Consider the following 17,772-nt stretch of genomic DNA (forward strand, 5'->3'; position numbering starts at 1 on the left):
GCCGATCCTAAAAGTCCGCACCCCGCAGATATCCCGCATCCCATAGACAATCCGCATCCTGCAGACATGCAGAAGCCACATGTGTTTCGAGAAGCCACGATAATGGTGGCTTTTCGAAACACATGTGGCTTCTCGGCGTTAATTAGACCGTTATTTAGACCGTCGGCTAGACCCTAGTTGCCGAAGCCCTGCAGGGTTGCTGCCCAGGCGCGGCGCGCCTCCAGAGCTTCCTTAGCCTTGGCGATCTTCTTGGAGTCGCCGCCCTTTTCAGCTGCTGAGAGCTCTGCTTCCAGCTCTGCGAGGGAGTCCTCAATCTGTGCGAGCAGGGAGTTCGCGCGGGCTGCCTTGGCGGGGTCGTTGCGCTTCCACTTTGCCTCTTCGGCGCCGTTGATTTCGTCCTGAATACGGCGCAGTTCGCCGTCGACGCGGCGCAGGTCGTTGCGGGGTACGCGGCCTGCCGCATCCCAACGGTCCAGAATCTTCTCGAAGGCAGCCTTCGCGCCCTCAATGTCCTCGACGGGCAGGAGTGCGCGTGCTTCTTCGAGCAGCGCTTCCTTGACCTTGAGGTTTTCGGCGTAGACTGCGTCCTGCGCTGCTTCGGCTTCGTTGCGGGCGTTGAAGAACACGTCCTGTGCCGCGCGGAAGCGTGCCCACAGCTTGTCGTCTTCGCGACGGTGGCCGCGGGGTACCTGCTTCCAGGCGCGCATCAGGTCGCCGTATGCGCGGGAAGTCTCAGACCAGTCAGTGGAGGTAGACAGCTCTTCCGCACGTGCAATCAGCTCTTCCTTGGCGCGCTTGATGCGTGCGTTGCGGTCGTCGAGCTGCGAGAAGTGTGCGCGGCGGTTGCGGTCGAAGGTGGTGCGGGCTGCGCGGAAACGCTTCCACAGCTCGTCCTCTACGCTCTTTGCCAGGTGAATTTCGCGCTGTGCCTTCTTCCACGCTTCGAACAGTTCGTTCATGCGGGAGTGGGAGTTCTTCCAGTGAATCTGGTCGGGGTCCTGGCCAGCAATCTGCTCGGCTTCGGCAACGATTTCTTCACGGACGGCGAGGGCGCGTTCACGGTTTTCGATGCGTGCCTGCTGCTGCTTCTCGCCGAGTTCAGCGATCTGCTCTGCGAGGGAGATGAGGCGCTTCTGCAGGCCGGAGTAGTCACCGACCATGTTGCGCACACCAATCTGCGCACCGATGGAGGTGATGCCCTTCTGCAGGTCTGCGGCGGGGGCGTTGTTGGCGAGGCGGGATTCGAGCAGGGCAACCTGCGCCTCGACGTTTTCAAACTTGCGGGCGAAGTAGCTGAGCGCTTCTTCTTCGGAGGCGCCGGGCAGCTGGCCTACGGCGTATTCTTCGCCGTCGACAATGACGAAGACGTGGCCGTCCTCGGAGACGCGGCCGTACTGGCGTGCCTTTTCGAGGTTTACAGTGTCGTCGGGTTTGGTAGTCACCGCTATAACTCTTTCACTCGGGGGTGCTGGGGGTGGGGCGCCTTTGCGCTGTTCCCCGTGGTGGGCACCCGTTTGGGTGTGCGTGTGCACCTCCTAAGCATAGCCTCTGCGGGGTGTGTGTGAGTAGTGTCTGGTCGTGTTGTGTTGTGGGCGAACCTGCCGGCTACGGGTTTGCGTGGGTTTGTGTCGGGTGAGCTGGGGGAGCGGGTGCTGTGCTGGGGTGGGTGTTGGTATGATGGGTAGATATGCCCGGAGGTGTTCCGGGGTTTTGTTGTCGAGTTCTTTGTCAAGGAGTATCGCGTATGGCTCGCAAGGCTTCGCTGTCTGGTTTTCCCGAGTATCTTCCGGCTGAGCGGTTGGTTGAGAATCATGTTCTGGACACTTTGCGTGAGACTTTTGAGTTGCACGGTTTCTCCCCGATTGAGACTCGTTCGGTAGAGACTATTGAGCAGCTGCTGCGCAAGGGTGAGATTGACAAGGAAGTTTACGCAATTTCTCGCCTGCAGGAGGATGAGGCTGCTAAGGCTAAGGAAAAGCTGGCTCTGCATTTTGACCTGACTGTGCCCTTTGCCCGTTATGTGGTGGAGAACGCCGGTTACCTGAATTTCCCGTTCTCGCGTTACCAGATTCAGAAGGTGTGGCGTGGTGAGCGTCCGCAGGAGGGTCGTGCCCGCGAGTTCACTCAGGCTGATATTGACGTGGTTGGCGACGGCGAGCTGCCGTTCCGTTACGACGTGACCTTGGCGCTGGTTGTTGTTGATGCGCTGTCGAAGCTACCGATTCCTGAGTTCAAGCTACGTGTGAATAACCGCAAGCTGGCTGAGGGTTTCTACCTGGGCTTGGGTTTGACTGATACTGCGGCTGTTCTGCGTTCTATTGACAAGCTGGAGAAGATCGGTGCTGAGCGTGTGGCTGAGGAGTTGCAGGCTGAGGCTGGTGCGAGCGCGGATGCTGCCACTGCCGCCTTGGAGCTGGCGCAGATCCGCACTGAGGATGCTTCTTTCGTGGAGCAGGTGCGTGCGCTTGCCGCTAAGTATTCGGTGGAGCACGAGCTGCTGGATCAGGGTCTGGCTGAGCTGGCTGAGGTCATTAAGGAGGCGTCCCGCCGTGCGCCGGGTAAGGTGCTGGCTGACCTGTCGATTGCTCGCGGCCTGGACTACTACACCGGCACCGTGTACGAGACTGTGCTGGTCGGTCACGAGTCGCTGGGTTCGATCTGTTCGGGTGGCCGTTATGAGTCGCTGGCTTCTAATGGTAAGAAGACGTACCCGGGTGTTGGCCTGTCGATTGGTGTGACTCGTGTGGTGGCTCGTATCCTGTCGCAGGGTTTTGCGCAGGCGAGCCGTAAGGTGCCTTCGGCTGTGTTTGTTGCCCTGACTAATGATGAGGGCTGGTCCGCCGCGAATGATGTTGCGGATGCACTGCGCGCCCGCGGTATCGCCTGTGAGGTGTCTGCGAATGCGGCGAAGTTCGGTAAGCAGATTAAGTACGCTGAGAAGCGCGGCATTCCGTTCGTCTGGTTCATTTCGTCGGATGAGTCGGGCGCCCCGGTTCACGAGGTGAAGGATATCCGTTCGGGTGAGCAGGTTGCCGCCGATCCGGCTTCGTGGATGCCGCCGGCTGAGGACCTGCACGTTCAGATTGTGCGTGCTGAGGGCCTGTAAATAGATCGGTAGAGAGTAGCGGCCTGTAGCACCTGTGGTGTTTGGCCGCTGTAATATCTGGCTGCTATAGGCCTACATATGGGCCCGCATATGGATGTGTACCCGCCTGGCGGGGAGGATTGACCTCCCTGCCGGGCGGGTCTTTTGTTGTGCTTTGGGTTCTTGATTTTGGCTGTGTGGATTTGTGCCATGGGTTAGTGTCTTTTGCCATGGTTTTTAACTACGACAGAAGACACTAACCTATGGCACAAAAATTCTGAGATACAACCTAAACCTGTGGATAGTGGATATTTCCCTCAAAACAGCGAAGTTATCCACAGATTTCACGAACAGGCCCCACAACTTCGCAGAGACTGTCAGGATAAAGCCATGAATACCGCAAATATCCTGAACCCCCGAACCCCAGCCGTGCAAGTCCCAATCACACGTGCAGCCGAGCTGTACCCTCTCGTGCTGACCCCTCGCATCCTCAACTCACGAGGTATTGGAGCCCGGCATATCCGTGCGATGGTAGCGGCAGGAACGTTACAACGTATTCAGCGAGGAGCCTATATTTACACCCGCGATGCTCAGGCGCTCACTCCCGATGAGCGGCTCGCGGTACGGTGCATTGCTGCCTACCTCATGGGTCTTCAGGGGGTTTTCTCGCACACATCAGCAGCTGCACTCTGGGGGCTAGATATACTCAATGCGCCCTCAATCGTGCATGTGTACAGTACCGCCACTAGCCCATCCGATAGGGGGCGCATCTGCAGGCACAGGCGAGGTTTTGACCCTAATGCAGTGACCGCAATACCTGGTACACCCGTCATGGCGACAACGGTAGCTCGCACGTTGCAGGATTGCGCTCGCAGCATGCCCTTTCGGGAGGCAGTAGTCCTCGCTGACTCCATCATGCGGCGGGGGCTAATGGAACCCCGCGAGGTAACCGAGACTCTGCTAAACCTCACGGGGTACGGCAGTTCCGCAGGGCCCCTCCTTGCGCAGGCGGTGGACGCATCCAGCGAGTCGGCTGGTGAAAGCCTCACCCGGTGCCTACTCATGGAACATGAGTTACCTACCCCCATGACGCAGTACCCGATTTCGTGCGAGGGTCGCAACTATCGGGTGGACTTCGCCTGGCCCGAGGCGCGGGTTATTCTCGAGTTTGACGGCGAACAGAAATACGTGAATCACCCCGGCAGGGACCGCTCCGAGGCAGCCCGCGACCGTGCACTGACCCGCGCCGGGTGGACGGTCGTGCACCTAACCTGGGCTGATATTTTTCAGAAAGAGCGGGAAGTTATTGCCCATCTTCGGGGACTGCTCATGCGATAAGGCTAAGACTACAAATTTCGACCATAGGTTAGTGTCTTCTGCCATGGTTTTTAACTACGACAGAAGACACTAACCTATGGCACAAACCCGCGTCCTGCCTCCGCACCCTATTTTCTGCCCCTGACTTGCCCGGAGGGGATACAATATATGAGGCGCACGCAGTGTGCGCATATCATCAACCGCGTGTACCCGGCTACTGTCTATAGTCGTGAGGTGCCCGCTATGAAAGGAATGTCTGTGCTTCGCACTCACACCAACGGCGAGCTGACCGCCGCAAATATTGGAGAGACTGTTACCCTGACCGGTTGGGTGGCTCGCCGCCGCGACCACGGTGGTGTCGCCTTCGTTGACCTGCGTGACCGTGAGGGTGTCACTCAGTGTGTTTTCCACAATGAGGCTGATTTTGAGCACCTGCGCAACGAGTATGTGCTGCGTGTGACCGGTCTGGTGACTAAGCGCCCGGAGGGTAATGAGAACCCGAACCTGGCGACCGGCGAGATTGAGGTTGAGGTGTCCGCCGTTGAGGTGCTGAACACTGCCGCTCCGCTGCCTTTCCAGATTGACGAGCACGTTGAGGTGGGTGAGGAGGCACGTCTGCGCTACCGCTACCTGGATCTTCGCCGCCCGGAGCCGGCTCGCATCATGCGCCTGCGTTCGGACGCGAACCGTGCGGCACGCAACCTGCTGGCTGAGGACGGCTACATTGAGGTTGAGACCCCGACCCTGACCCGTTCCACCCCTGAGGGTGCGCGTGACTTCCTGGTGCCGGCTCGTCTGGCTCCGGGTTCGTGGTACGCTCTGCCGCAGTCCCCGCAGCTGTTCAAGCAGCTGCTGCAGGTGGGCGGTATTGAGAAGTACTACCAGATTGCCCGCTGCTACCGTGACGAGGATTTCCGTGCGGACCGTCAGCCTGAGTTCACTCAGCTGGACATTGAGGCTTCGTTCGTTGATCAGGAAGACATCATTGAGCTGGGCGAGCGCATCGTTGAGGCTGTGTGGAACCTGATTGATGTGAAGGTTCCCCGCCCGATTCAGCGCATGACCTACAAGGATGCGATGGAGAAGTACGGTACGGACAAGCCTGACCTGCGTTTTGGTCTGGAGCTGACTGAGCTGACCGAGTACTTCAAGGACACCACTTTCCGCGTGTTCAAGGCTCCTTACGTGGGTGCTGTGGTCATGCCCGGTGGTGCTTCTCAGCCTCGCCGTACCCTGGACGCTTGGCAGGAGTGGGCTAAGCAGCGTGGCGCTAAGGGCCTGGCTTATGTCCTCATTCAGGAAGATGGCGAGCTGACCGGTCCGGTGGCTAAGAACATTACTGACGCTGAGCGTGCTGGCCTGGCTGAGGCTACCGGCGCGAAGCCCGGCGACTGCATCTTCTTCGCTGCTGGTGAGGCTAAGGCTTCCCGCGCGCTGCTGGGTGCTGCTCGTGTTGAGATTGGTCACCGTACCGGCCTGATTAAGGACGGCGAGTGGTCGTTCGTGTGGGTTGTTGACGCTCCCATGTTTGAGTCTTCTGCTGAGGCTACTGAGTCCGGTGACGTGGCTCTGGGTCACTCTGCTTGGACTGCTGTGCACCACGCGTTCACCTCCCCGAAGCCCGAGTTCATGGATACTTTCGACACTGACCCGGGTTCGGCTCTGGCGTACGCTTACGACATTGTCTGCAACGGCAACGAGATTGGTGGCGGTTCGATCCGTATTCACCGCCGTGACGTGCAGGAACGCGTGTTCGCTGTGATGGGCATTGGTGAGGAAGAGGCTCAGGAGAAGTTCGGCTTCCTGCTGGATGCGTTCAAGTACGGCGCACCGCCCATGGGTGGTATTGCGTTTGGTTGGGACCGTATTGTGTCTCTGCTGGCTGGCGTTGATTCGATCCGCGAGGTAATTGCGTTCCCGAAGACCGGTAATGGTTTCGATCCGCTGACTGCGGCTCCTGCACCGATTACTCCGGAGCAGCGTAAGGAAGCTGGCGTTGATTTCAAGCCGAAGAAGAAGGACGAGGAGTAATCTTGTCTAGTCTTTGGTCGTGCGCCCCGTAGGGGGTGTGGGCCTGTGCGGCGTGAACCCGGCGGGCGTTGAGCTGTGCGGGGTTGCCGTTGAGGGTGGGCTGTGTATTCTGCTGGTGCAGGGTCGCAGCCCACCTTTTGTATCGACTGGCGTGCGTGCCGATTTGTGTACTAACTGAATGTGTACTGACCGAAGGGGGAGGGGAGCATGCGTATTCTGATCGCCGGCCCGAGCGGTAGCGGTAAGACGACGTTCGCGGCGCGGTTGGGGCGCCTCCTGGACATTCCGCATACGGAGATGGACTCGTTGCATTGGGGCCCGAACTGGACTCCGCGCCCTAGTTTTGAGGCGGATGTTCAGGCACTCATTGAACAGTCTGCGTGGATTACGGAGTGGCAGTATCCGCAGGTGCGCGGCCGCCTGCTGGAGCGTGCGGATGTGGTGATTTATCTGCGCTATAGCCGTGCGGTGGTCATGTGGCGTGTGGTTCGCCGGACGGTGCGTCGTGCGGTGACGGGTCAGAGGCTGTGGGCGGATAATGTGGAGCCGCCGCTGAAGAATATTCTGCGCGACCCGGACAACATGATTCGGTACACGTGGAGGAGCTACCCGCATGTTGGGGAGTTGCTGGCGGAGGCTCGCGGGCAGCATCTGCAGAAGCGTTTTATTGAGTTTCGTACCCCGCGGGCGGCGAACCAGTTTTTGCGTGCCGTGCAGTTGCGCGGTGTGCTCTGAGGCGGATCCCCTAAACCAGCCGCCGAGAGTGGTGTCGAAAGAGATGTATGAGCCCGGTGAAGGCCGGCTCCAGTTGAAAGATGAACCCAGTTGAAAGGTGAACGATGCGAGTAGTTATTCAGCGCGTGACCCGCGCGGCGGTGCGCGTGGCGGGTGAGACGGTCGGCGCGATTGAGCAGCCCGGCTACCTGGTGCTGGTCGGTATCACGCACGGTGACGGTGCGACGCAGATTGCGAAGCTTGCCGATAAGACCGCGAACCTGCGCCTGCTGGAGGGGGAGAAGTCCCTCCTCGATGAGGATGCACCCGTGCTGGCGGTCAGCCAGTTCACCCTGTACGGGGATGCAAAGAAGGGCCGCCGCCCCTCCTGGTCTGCCGCTGCGCCCGGTGCGGTGAGTGAGCTGCTGTTCAACGACTATGTTCAGGCGCTGCGTGAGCGTGGCCTGCACGTGGAGACCGGCGTGTTCGGTGCGGACATGCAGGTGGAGCTGGTCAATGACGGCCCGGTGACCTTGATTCTCGATAGTGAGACCCTCTAAGAGCGGCTCACAATTTAGACGATAGGTCCTAAATTCTGGTCATGAGTTAGTGACTTTGGTGGGGGTCTTTAACCCGTACCAGAGTCACGAAGTCATGACCGAAATTTCCTGTGAAACGATAGAGTAAGACTATGGCTGATTCCCTCTTTGATCTTGAGTTGCCCGACGACGGGGACCGCGTGAGCCTGATTGGCGCGCCCGCCGAGGAGCCCGCCTCCTCGCGTGCCTCGATGCCGCGTGCGCGCTCTGCCCGTTCGGCGTCCCGCGCACCCCTGGCGGTGCGCATGCGTCCGCGCACCATTGACGAGGTTCTCGGCCAGGAGCATCTGCTGACCCCCGGCTCGCCCCTGCGCGTGTTGGCGGGGGAGAACGCCGGCCCGGCTGGCCCGTCCTCGGTGATTCTGTACGGCCCTCCGGGTACGGGTAAGACCACTCTGGCGCATGTGATTGCGCGCGCGCCGGGCCGCAAGTTCGTGGAACTTTCGGCGATCACCGCGGGTGTGAAGGACGTGCGCGCGGTCATGGATCAGGCGCTGCTCGACCGTGACATGTACGGCACGACCACCGTGCTTTTCCTCGACGAGATTCACCGTTTCACGAAGGCTCAGCAGGATGCGCTCCTGCCCGGCGTGGAGAACCGCTGGGTGATTCTGGTGGCGGCTACGACGGAGAACCCGTCGTTCAGCATTATTTCGCCGCTACTGTCGCGCTCGCTGCTGCTGCGGGTTCATTCGTTGGAGCAGTCCGATATTGAGCGTCTGATTGACCGTGCGCTGGCCGATCCGCGTGGTTTTGACGGTGCGGCGGTCATTGATGAGGATGCGCGCGCCCACCTCGCGGCGGTTTCCGGAGGCGACGCTCGCCGCTCCCTGACCTCGCTGGAGGCGGCGGCTGCGATTGCGTTTAGCGAGGCTGAAGCTGCGGGAAATGCCCCTGCAGAAACTGGCCCCGCAGAAACCGGTGCCGAAGAGGCTGACCCTGCCGCGCCCGTGCGCATCACCCTGGCGCATGCTACGGAGGCGGTGGACCGCGCCGCGATCCGCTACGACCGTTCGGGTGATCAGCATTATGACGTGGTGAGTGCGTTCATTAAGTCCATGCGCGGCTCTGATGCGGACGCCGCGGTGCACTATTTGGCGCGCATGCTGGAGGGCGGCGAGGATCCGCGTTTTGTGGCTCGTCGCATCATGATTTTGGCGAGTGAGGATATTGGTTTGGCTGATCCGCAGGCTTTGCAGGTGGCGACGGCTGCGGCGCAGTCGGTGGCGCTGGTGGGCATGCCGGAGGCTCGCATTATCCTGTCGCAGGCGGTGATTTATTGTGCGCTCGCGCCGAAGTCGAACGCGGCGTATAACGCGATTAACCGCGCGATTGCGGATGTGCGTGCGGGTGCTTCGGGTCAGGTTCCGGTGCATTTGCGTGATGGTCATTATGCGGGGGCTAAGCAGTTTGGTCACGGCGTGGGGTATGTGTATGCGCATGATGAGCCGGGGCATGTGGCGGCGCAGCAGTACCTGCCGGATACTCTGCGCGGTACGGTCTACTACGAGCCGACTCAGCATGGTTTTGAGCGTACGTTGACGGAGCGTCGTGAGCGTATCCGCCGTATTTTGGATGCGGCTCCGGTGCAGGATACGACCCGGTAGCTCACGCGGCTCCCATCGAGCCGTCTACTACTTTGAGTGCTGACCACCGGGGGAGTGATGCGCCTCGGCAGGAAAGCAACCGTATAGAGCAAGCAGCCGTATAGGGCTGAGCGCAAACAGAAAGCGGTGCGTAGTACCTCGGTAGTACTGCGCACCGCGTCAGAGTTTTGAGTTGTGATAGACGTCTTGACTATCGGCCTTCCCGGAAGGGCGGACGCCAAGCTTGTTATGGTTTCTAGTCTAGGCGATATGGGGGTCTGATTCAAGCTATTTCCCATAAAGACACAGGTTAAAAATAACGAAATGATTACAATCCAACATCTTAGCGCCGCAATTTTTCGGGGAAGTCGCACCTAAAGAGTCCTGACAGGCATAAATAATTCCTGTGGGGGTCGTGTGGGTAAGTATTAAAAACCCACACGCACAGTGATTTGAACCAAAGATTTCCCAAAAGGCTGGTAAAGCCCTGGCACATCCGGTAAGCTTGACGGGTCTGGCAATTACTATGCCCGCATTTCTGCGAGCGTCAGTAATGTAGCTGCGGGGTACTCTGCCCCGAGCTCTCCGCCCCACCGCCGTACAGCAACGACCGAACCGGTCGCGTACGGATTCCGGCGGGGTCAACCGAGGAGGCCAGTATTCAACAGACCGAGGCCCCATCCGTGAGGGTGCAGGAGCCTCACATATGAAAGGTAGATTGTGGCTAAGCACAACCGCACCCGCCGTACCGTGCGTCAGTCCCGTGCCCTGGGCATTGCACTGACCCCGAAGGCAGAAAAGTACCTCGAGCGTCGTCCTTACGGCCCCGGCCAGCACGGCCGTGCCCGTAAGAAGGCTGACTCCAACTACGCTACCCAGCTGAAGGAAAAGCAGCGTCTGCGCGCTCAGTACAACATCCGCGAGGCACAGATGCGCCGCGCATACCTCGAGGCAAAGCGTACCGAGGGCCAGACCGGTAAGAACATGGTCGAGCTGCTCGAGACCCGCCTCGACGCTCTGGTTCTGCGTGCAGGCTTCGCCCGCACCATTGCACAGGCACGTCAGATGGTTGTTCACCGTCACATCATGGTTGACGGCGTTCGCGTGGACCGCCCCTCGTTCCACGTCAAGCCCGGCCAGCTGATCCACGTTCACCCCAAGGCTGAGAAGACCACCCCCTTCCAGGCTGCGGCTGCAGGTGAGAACCAGGCAGTTCTGCCCGAGGTTCCCGCATACCTGAACGTTGAGATCGAGAAGCTGCACGCAAAGCTTGAGCGCAAGCCCAAGCGCGAAGAGATCCCCGTGATCTGCGACGAGCAGCTGGTCGTTGAGTACTACTCGCGTCTGGCATAATCTCGATTTTTCGAGAAGCAACCCGTCCTGCACCGTTCGGTGGGGGCGGGTTGTTCCCGTTTAACGCGCGGGTTTTTGGGGTATATACACCAGAGGGCAGTGGTGCCGCTGAACCTGTGAATCTTCCGTCGCTGGGAGTTTCATGAGAGTTTAGGGGGCGCTTGAAGGATTTTTCGACTAAAATAGGGGATTGAACTGTGTATACAGTCCTGAACTGTACGCACAATCCGGCTGCGTGCCACGGTGGCATGCGGTCCTGTACGACTATTGATAAGCATCATGCATTGAGCGGAATGGGGATATAGATGACCGGCGGAGATATTGCGGGCCTGATTGCAGCAGGAGTTTTTGCGATTCTGGTGGCTCTTCTTGCGCTACCCATTATTCGCCTGACTAAGGTGTTTGATGAGCTTATCGTGACGATTCGTTCGCTGAACCAGAGCACCGGCCCCCTCATTGAAGAGGTGACCCGCACTGTGGTGACCACCAATGAGCAGCTGGAGAAGGTTGACGACATCACCTCGAACGTTTCGGATGCGTCCGCGAACGTTTCTGCGCTGTCCTCGCTGGTGACCTCGACTGTGGGTCAGCCGCTGATTAAGGTTGCGTCCTTCTCGTACGGTGTGCGTCAGGCGTTCCGCGGCGGCAAGTCCGGCGATGCACACGGCACCGGCAACAACCACGCTGGCGGTCAGTATGGTTCGGCACAGTCCTCTTACTCTGCAGGTGGTGAGAAGAACTAATGGGTCTGCTTCGTTCAGCTCTTCTGCTTGGCGCCGGCGCGGCGGTTGGTTACTTCGCTTCTAGGCGTGCCGCCACCTCCGAACCTGCTCAGCGTACCCCCGGCAGCGCCCTGCTCATGCGTGAGCACGGTGAGCTTGCCCTCAACCCGGAGTCTCAGATGGGAAAGTTCTTCGATTCGCCGATTGGCAAGCCCCTGCAGCCGTATGCGTTGCGTGCTGTTGAGTTCGCGGCCCGCGTGCGTGAGGGCATGCAGGAGAAGGAGATGGAGCTCAACGCTAAGGTGGAGCGCCAGAAGCAGGATTTGCGTCCTGGCTCCCTGGATACGTGGGACCGCCAGATGAGTTCGGCTGAGATTGAGTCCACGAACCGTCGCCTGGCTGAGCGTGAACTCATTGAGGTGGAGGCTGAGATTGCCTCCTTGGAAGAGGCTCAGAAGCGAGCGCGTGAGCAGCGTATTGCGCGTGACCGTCAGCTCGGCGACGGCTTCTTCAACTAGGTTTTTAAAGGTGGTGCTTTTGTCCGTTAACCACGGTACGAGGATGGCTCGATTAGCCATTTTGCTCTCGGACAGGCACCATAGGTCAGTAGACTAATTTAGAATTTCGCACAGATTACTCTAAGGAACGAGATGCTCTCACAGGAGATTTCTAAGCGTTGGATCGATTTCTTCGCTTCCCGCGGCCATACTGTGGTGCCTTCGGCATCGCTGATTTCGAACGAGCCCGGCGCTATGTTCACCATTGCCGGTATGGTGCCGTTCATTCCCTACTTCCTGGGCCGTGAGACCCCTCCGTTCTCCCGCGCGACCAGCGTGCAGAAGTGCATCCGCACCCTGGACATTGAAGAGGTTGGTAAGACTGCGCGTCACGGTACCTTCTTCCAGATGGCTGGTAACTTCTCCTTCGGTGATTACTTCAAGGAGCAGGCGATTCCGTTTGCTTACGAGCTGCTGACCACCCCTCAGGATAAGGGTGGTTTCGGCCTGGATCCGGAGCGCCTGTGGGTCACCATTTATGAGGGTGACGATGAGGCTTTCGACATTTGGCACAACAAGGTGGGCTTCCCGGCTGAGCGTATTCAGCGTATGGGCATGAAGGAAAACTACTGGTCCACCGGTCAGCCCGGCCCCGCAGGCCCTGACTCGGAGATCTTCTACGATCGCGGCCCCGCGTACGGTAAGGAAGGCGGCCCGGCGGCAGACGACGACCGTTACATTGAGATTTGGAACCTTGTGTTCATGCAGTACCAGCGTGGCGAGGGCATCGGTAAGGATGACTTCGAGATTCTGGGTGATTTGCCGAAGAAGAACATCGATACCGGTCTGGGCGTTGAGCGTCTTGCCATGCTGCTGCAGGGTGTTGAGAACTTCTACGAGACCGACCAGGTTCGCCCCGTTCTGGACGCTGCTTCTAAGCTGTCCGGTAAGAAGTACCACGGCTCTGAGTCCGCTGAGGACGAGGGCTACGAGGATGACGTGCGTATGCGCGTGGTTGCGGACCACATCCGTTCCTCGCTGATGCTGATTGCTGACGGCGTGACCCCCTCCAACGAGGGTCGCGGCTACATTCTGCGCCGTCTGATGCGCCGTGCAATCCGTGCGATGCGTCTGCTGGGCGTTACTGAGCCCTGCCTGCCCGTGCTGTTCCCGGCTTCGCGTGATGCGATGAAGGGTGCGTTCCCGTACGTTGCTGACGACTTCGAGCGTATTTCCCGTATTGCGTACGCTGAGGAGAAGGCGTTCCTGCACACCATTGAGACCGGTACTGAGCGTCTGGAAGAGGCTGTTGCTGCGGCTAAGAAGGACGGCTCCAACGCTGTTTCTGGTGCTGAGGCGTTTGCTCTGCACGACACCTACGGCTTCCCGATTGACCTGACCCTGGAGATGGCTGCTGAGGCTGGCGTGAAGGTTGACGAGAAGGCTTTCCGTGAGCTGATGGCTGAGCAGCGTCACCGTGCGCAGGCTGACGCTAAGGCGAAGAAGGGCGCGTTCGCTGACCTGTCCGAGCTGCGTAAGCTCGTGGACGAGCGCGGCTCCATCTTCACCGGTTACACCGAGCTGCGTACTGAGACTAAGCTGCGTGCAATCCTGGTGGATGGCGTGTCTGTTCCCGCCGCTAAGGCTGGCGACAAGATTGAGGTTGTCCTGGACGAGACCCCGTTCTACGCGGAGGCTGGTGGCCAGGCTGCTGATACCGGTGTCATTACCGGCAACGGCTTCATCATTGACGTTCAGGACGTTCAGCAGCCCGTGAAGGGCCTGAGCGTTCACCGCGCCGTTGTGCGTGAGGGTGAGGTTCACACCGGTGCCGATGTCGTGGCACAGGTTGATGTTCAGCGCCGCCGCGACGGTGAGAAGGCACACTCCGGTACCCACATCATTCACGCTGCCCTGCACCAGGTGCTCGGCAACGAGGCTACTCAGCGTGGCTCTTTCAACAAGGAAGGCTACCTGCGTTTCGACTTCGCGTGGGGCGAGGGTCTGTCCGAGTCCGCTAAGCGTGAGGTTGAAGAGGTTGCTAACCTCGCGATCCGCGATAACCACGAGGTGATTACTCGTGAGATGCCGATTGCTGAGGCTAAGGCTCTGGGCGCTATGAGCCTCTTCGGTGAGAAGTACGGCGATGTGGTGCGTGTTGTTGAAATCGGCGGCGAGTTCTCCCGCGAGCTGTGCGGTGGTACCCACGTTGGTTCGTCCGCTGAGATTGGCTCCCTGACCCTGCTGACCGAGGGCTCTGTTGGCTCCGGTAACCGCCGTGTTGAGGCTCTGGTGGGTCTGGACTCCTTCAACCACCTGGCTGCTGAGCGTACCCTGGTGAACCAGCTGACCGGCCTGATGAAGGTTCAGTCTTCCGCTGATCTGCCCGAGAAGATTAACCAGACTCTGGCTAAGCTGAAGGCTGCTGAGAAGGAACTGGCTCAGCTGCGCCGCGAGAAGCTGCAGGCTGAGGCTGGCAAGCTGCTGGAGAACGCACAGACCATCGGTTCTGTTCGCGTTCTGGCGCATGACGCTGGCGAGCTGGACGCTAACGGCGTTCGTGAGCTGGCTCTGGATCTGCGTTCGCGCTTCGGCTCCGAGGCCGCTGTTGTCGCCGTGGTGGGTGTGGCTAATGGCCGCCCCGTCGTCCTGGTGGCAACCAACGAGGGTGCTCGTGAGGCTGGCGTGAAGGCTGGCGCTCTGGTCCGCGTCGCTGCCGGTGTTCTCGGCGGCGGTGGCGGCGGTAAGGACGACGTCGCTCAGGGTGGTGGCCAGGATGCATCCAAGATTGGTGCTGCACTGGACGCTGTCCGCGACGCTATCGCACAGGCTCAGGCCTAAATATGGCAGAATTCCAGCGCGGAGTGCGGATGGGTGTCGATGTGGGTAATGCCCGCGTCGGCACCGCCCTCAGCGACCCCGACGGTATCCTCGCCACCCCGCTCAAGACGCTGCGTCGCGACGCGAAGAAGAACTCTGACCGCCGTGTTTTGCGTAAGCTGATTGAGGTGAACGAGGTGGTGGAGGTTTTCGTCGGGCTTCCGAAGACCATGCGTGGTGGGGATTCTCCCTCCACGGAAATGGCTCGGGAGTACGCTCAGGCTCTGCGCTCCGAGCTGGATGCCGAAGAGAAAACACACATTAACATTTGGCTGGTGGATGAGCGACTCACCACCGTGAGCGCTCACCGTGCACTGCACGAGGCTGGGGTTTCCAGCCGAGATTTCAAGACTATGGTTGACCAGGTGGCGGCTGTGAACATTCTGCAGTACAGCCTGGATGCCCTCAAGGCGGGGCAGTCCGTAGCCGGGTACAAGGTGAGCGATCCGGCCCACGAAGAAAACCGACCGTCCGAGTCAGAAGGGACCACGGTTGGTGCCGTCAACGAAACGGAGAACCTTCAGTGACCGAACAGAATAAACATCCCGAAGAGAGCGGGCTCGACCTCTTTAGGCCGACAGCCGAGGATGAACGTAAGGGCATCACCGGCATCACGATGGAACAGGAAATCGTGTCGGTGGCTACGTTGCGTGCGCGTAAGCGCCGCCGCCGCGCCATCATGCTGAGCGCAATTTCCCTGTTTGTCGTGGCTCTGGTCATCATTTCTGGTGCCCTGATTACTCGTTACGACCCGTTTAAGACTCGTGACTACTCGGGTGGCGGTAACGGTACGACCGTGACGTTCACGATTCGTTCCGGCCAGTCTACCGCGCAGGTGGCGCAGGAGCTTGAAGCGGCGGGCGTTATTGCTGATGCTGATAAGTTCGTTGAGGTGTACACCAAGGAGAGCAAGGGCAAGTACTTGCAGCCTGGCACCTACGAACTGCAGCAGCACATGAGCAGCTCGAGCGCGATTACGACCATTATCGAGGCGAACAGCAACGTACTGTACCTGGCGATTCCGCAGGGTAAGCGCGTGAGCGAGACCATCGACCTGATTGTTTCTGGCTCCGATGGCGCGTTCACCCGCAAGCAGGTTGAGGACGCGGTCAGCAACTACACCCAGTACGGTGTGCCGAGCAACTTCCCCTCGATTGAGGGTTGGCTGCACCCGGGTGAGTACCGCTTCCCGAAGGACACCGACATCAAGAAGGTCATTCAGACCATGGTTGATAAGACCAAGGCTGACCTGAAGGAAGCCGGCGTGAGCGGCGACCAGAAGACCTTCGAGGTTCTGACCATCGCCTCCATCGTGGAGCTTGAGGCTCAGCCGAAGGACTACGTGGCGGTTGCAGGCATCATTGAGAACCGTCTGAACAACCCCGATGGTGAGACCTCGGGTCTGATTCAGTCGGATGCGACCGTGACTTACGGTCTGGGTGTCCGTTCGTACCACCTGACTGAAGAGCAGAAGGCCGATAAGAGCAATAAGTACAACACTTATGCGAATAAGGGTCTTCCGAAGGGTCCGATTGGTTCCCCGCAGCTGGCTTCGATTAAGGCTGCTGCGGCTCCTGAGAAGAACCCGTACTACTACTGGGTGACTGTGGACCTGGATTCCGGTGAGACTAAGTACTCCCGCACTTACGCTGAGCACCAGCGTTACGTTGAAGAGTACAACCAGTGGTGTTCTAAGCACCCGAACCGTTGTAGCTAATCGGTTTAGCCGGTAGCTATGATTCGGTAGCTTCGGACTGAAGGTTCCTTGCTGAGACGGGTACCGCCTCCACGAGAGTGGGGGAGGTGCCCGCCTTTGCTGTACCCGAATGTTGGTTTGTCCCTTAAAATGGGTAGAGTGCGCCCATGAACGCGGGTTTGTGGCGTGCGCGTCCGCAAGCCCGCAAGCCCCAAACCCCCAGCGTTGAGAGCGTTCCCCAGCGTTGAGAGCGAAAGAGTATCTATCGATGAAGACTGAACCGTACCGTGAGGCCCCGTATCTTCGCCGCGCCTACGTGCTGGGGCACCCTATTGCGCATTCGCTGTCGCCTGCGCTGCATCGTGCCGCGTATGACTTTTTGGGTGAGCAGAATTTGGGTTATGATCGCCGCGATACTCTGCCCGATGATTTGCCGGAGATTACGCACGGTGTGCGTCACCCGGACGGTACGGAGGACGCCCCGTATATTGCGGGCCTGTCGGTGACGATGCCGTTGAAGACCGCTGTTATCGAGTATTGCGATGAGCTGAGTGAGACTGCCCGCGTGACCGGTGCGGTGAACACGGTGTATCCGCGCGGTGAGAAGGTGCTGGGTGATAACACGGACGTGATCGGCATTGTGAACGCGCTGCGCCACGCCGGTTTGGAACCGCAGCCACTCAAGGATTCTGCCGCGATTGTGGGTGGCGGAGCGACCGCTATTTCTGCCCTGACCGCTCTGCATCTGCTGGGGTATTCCCGTGTGAGCGTGTACGCCCGTTCCCTGCATAAGCTCGGTAGCGTGCAGGAGGCGGCGGACCGCCTGGGCGTTCAGCTGGAGCAGATTTCCCTGGCTGAGCTACCGCAGAATCTTGCTGAGCGCGGTCATCACCCGGTGGTGTCTACTCTTCCTGCCCATGCGGCGGATGAGTGGGCGAGCCAGCTGAGCGGGCTGAAGGGCGCCTCCGCAACGCACCGGCCGGTACTGCTCGATGTTGCGTATAACCCGTGGCCTTCGGTGCTGGCGAGCGCTTGGGAGGCTAACGGCGGCACGGTGGTTTCTGGCCTGGAGATGCTGCTGTATCAGGCGGTGGAGCAGGTGCTGCTGTTTACCGGCCGTGAACTGCAGCCCGCCGAACTGCTGGGTCTAATCAATGCGATGTGCGCGGCGGTTGGTCTTGCCCCTCGTGCTTCCGTTTCGTGAAAAAAGTGTGCTTTCACTCGCTCAGTAAACAGGCATTTTATACACTATTTATACACGTGAAGAATTATTATTCCTTCCTCCTGCGCTG

Annotated in this window: 14 protein-coding genes; 13 read left to right on the forward strand and 1 reads right to left on the reverse strand. The window is 59.4% G+C overall.

Annotated features, from left to right (window positions below):
• Positions 1-173: 173 nt before the first annotated feature.
• Positions 174-1,442, reverse strand: a complete 1,269-nt coding sequence (locus tag LPB405_RS08810) for a DUF349 domain-containing protein (protein ID WP_219101349.1) — start codon at positions 1,440-1,442, stop codon at positions 174-176.
• Positions 1,443-1,744: 302 nt separating this feature from the next.
• On the opposite strand from LPB405_RS08810, the gene hisS reads away from it, so the two are divergent.
• The 13 genes from hisS (at position 1,745) to LPB405_RS08875 (ending at position 17,684) form a co-directional block, all read left to right on the forward strand.
• Complete coding sequence (hisS, locus tag LPB405_RS08815) at positions 1,745-3,106, forward strand: histidine--tRNA ligase (protein WP_219101351.1); 1,362 nt, start codon at positions 1,745-1,747, stop codon at positions 3,104-3,106.
• A gap of 1,065 nt (positions 3,107-4,171) precedes the next feature.
• Positions 4,172-4,423 carry an endonuclease domain-containing protein gene (locus LPB405_RS09105; protein ID WP_257604915.1) on the forward strand — a complete coding sequence of 84 codons (252 nt, stop codon included), beginning with the start codon at positions 4,172-4,174 and terminating at the stop codon, positions 4,421-4,423.
• A 237-nt stretch (positions 4,424-4,660) separates the two neighbouring features.
• Complete coding sequence (gene aspS / locus LPB405_RS08825) at positions 4,661-6,433, forward strand: aspartate--tRNA ligase (protein WP_044145827.1); 1,773 nt, start codon at positions 4,661-4,663, stop codon at positions 6,431-6,433.
• A 207-nt stretch (positions 6,434-6,640) separates the two neighbouring features.
• Entirely contained in the window at positions 6,641-7,168 is a 528-nt protein-coding gene (locus LPB405_RS08830; protein ID WP_219101353.1) for an adenylate kinase, read from the forward strand.
• A gap of 104 nt (positions 7,169-7,272) precedes the next feature.
• Entirely contained in the window at positions 7,273-7,707 is a 435-nt protein-coding gene (dtd, locus tag LPB405_RS08835; protein ID WP_219101355.1) for a D-aminoacyl-tRNA deacylase, read from the forward strand.
• Between the two features lie 131 nt (positions 7,708-7,838).
• Complete coding sequence (locus LPB405_RS08840; RefSeq protein WP_219101357.1) at positions 7,839-9,353, forward strand: replication-associated recombination protein A; 1,515 nt, start codon at positions 7,839-7,841, stop codon at positions 9,351-9,353.
• A gap of 699 nt (positions 9,354-10,052) precedes the next feature.
• Complete coding sequence (gene rpsD, locus LPB405_RS08845) at positions 10,053-10,685, forward strand: 30S ribosomal protein S4 (protein WP_005508739.1); 633 nt, start codon at positions 10,053-10,055, stop codon at positions 10,683-10,685.
• Positions 10,686-10,990: 305 nt separating this feature from the next.
• Positions 10,991-11,428, forward strand: a complete 438-nt coding sequence (locus tag LPB405_RS08850; RefSeq protein ID WP_219101358.1) for a DUF948 domain-containing protein — start codon at positions 10,991-10,993, stop codon at positions 11,426-11,428.
• Positions 11,428-11,925 carry a peptide chain release factor 4 gene (locus LPB405_RS08855; RefSeq protein WP_219101360.1) on the forward strand — a complete coding sequence of 166 codons (498 nt, stop codon included), beginning with the start codon at positions 11,428-11,430 and terminating at the stop codon, positions 11,923-11,925. Before LPB405_RS08850 ends, LPB405_RS08855 begins: the two co-directional genes overlap by 1 nt.
• A 132-nt stretch (positions 11,926-12,057) precedes the next feature.
• Complete coding sequence (gene alaS, locus LPB405_RS08860; RefSeq protein WP_219101362.1) at positions 12,058-14,745, forward strand: alanine--tRNA ligase; 2,688 nt, start codon at positions 12,058-12,060, stop codon at positions 14,743-14,745.
• A 2-nt stretch (positions 14,746-14,747) separates the two neighbouring features.
• Positions 14,748-15,311 (forward strand): Holliday junction resolvase RuvX, encoded by a 564-nt coding sequence (gene ruvX, locus LPB405_RS08865; protein ID WP_012903482.1) that lies wholly within the window; start codon positions 14,748-14,750, stop codon positions 15,309-15,311.
• Complete coding sequence (gene mltG / locus LPB405_RS08870; protein WP_070599980.1) at positions 15,308-16,501, forward strand: endolytic transglycosylase MltG; 1,194 nt, start codon at positions 15,308-15,310, stop codon at positions 16,499-16,501. The genes ruvX and mltG overlap by 4 nt, the downstream gene beginning before the upstream one ends.
• A gap of 247 nt (positions 16,502-16,748) precedes the next feature.
• Positions 16,749-17,684, forward strand: coding sequence for a shikimate dehydrogenase (locus LPB405_RS08875; protein WP_219101364.1), 936 nt, complete (start codon positions 16,749-16,751; stop codon positions 17,682-17,684).
• The last annotated feature ends 88 nt before the right edge of the window (positions 17,685-17,772 follow it).

The sequence above is a fragment of the Rothia mucilaginosa genome (assembly GCF_019334805.1).
Classification (GTDB): domain Bacteria; phylum Actinomycetota; class Actinomycetes; order Actinomycetales; family Micrococcaceae; genus Rothia; species Rothia mucilaginosa_C.

What these genes read in the sequence shown, in the direction of transcription:
- hisS (WP_219101351.1), top strand. Translation starts at nt 1,745, where the DNA reads ATGGCTCGCAAGGCTTCGCTGTCTGGTTTTCCCGAGTATCTTCCGGCT.
- LPB405_RS09105 (WP_257604915.1), top strand. Translation starts at nt 4,172, where the DNA reads ATGACGCAGTACCCGATTTCGTGCGAGGGTCGCAACTATCGGGTGGAC.
- LPB405_RS08830 (WP_219101353.1), top strand. Translation starts at nt 6,641, where the DNA reads ATGCGTATTCTGATCGCCGGCCCGAGCGGTAGCGGTAAGACGACGTTC.
- dtd (WP_219101355.1), top strand. Translation starts at nt 7,273, where the DNA reads ATGCGAGTAGTTATTCAGCGCGTGACCCGCGCGGCGGTGCGCGTGGCG.
- LPB405_RS08840 (WP_219101357.1), top strand. Translation starts at nt 7,839, where the DNA reads ATGGCTGATTCCCTCTTTGATCTTGAGTTGCCCGACGACGGGGACCGC.
- LPB405_RS08850 (WP_219101358.1), top strand. Translation starts at nt 10,991, where the DNA reads ATGACCGGCGGAGATATTGCGGGCCTGATTGCAGCAGGAGTTTTTGCG.
- LPB405_RS08855 (WP_219101360.1), top strand. Translation starts at nt 11,428, where the DNA reads ATGGGTCTGCTTCGTTCAGCTCTTCTGCTTGGCGCCGGCGCGGCGGTT.
- alaS (WP_219101362.1), top strand. Translation starts at nt 12,058, where the DNA reads ATGCTCTCACAGGAGATTTCTAAGCGTTGGATCGATTTCTTCGCTTCC.
- ruvX (WP_012903482.1), top strand. Translation starts at nt 14,748, where the DNA reads ATGGCAGAATTCCAGCGCGGAGTGCGGATGGGTGTCGATGTGGGTAAT.
- LPB405_RS08875 (WP_219101364.1), top strand. Translation starts at nt 16,749, where the DNA reads ATGAAGACTGAACCGTACCGTGAGGCCCCGTATCTTCGCCGCGCCTAC.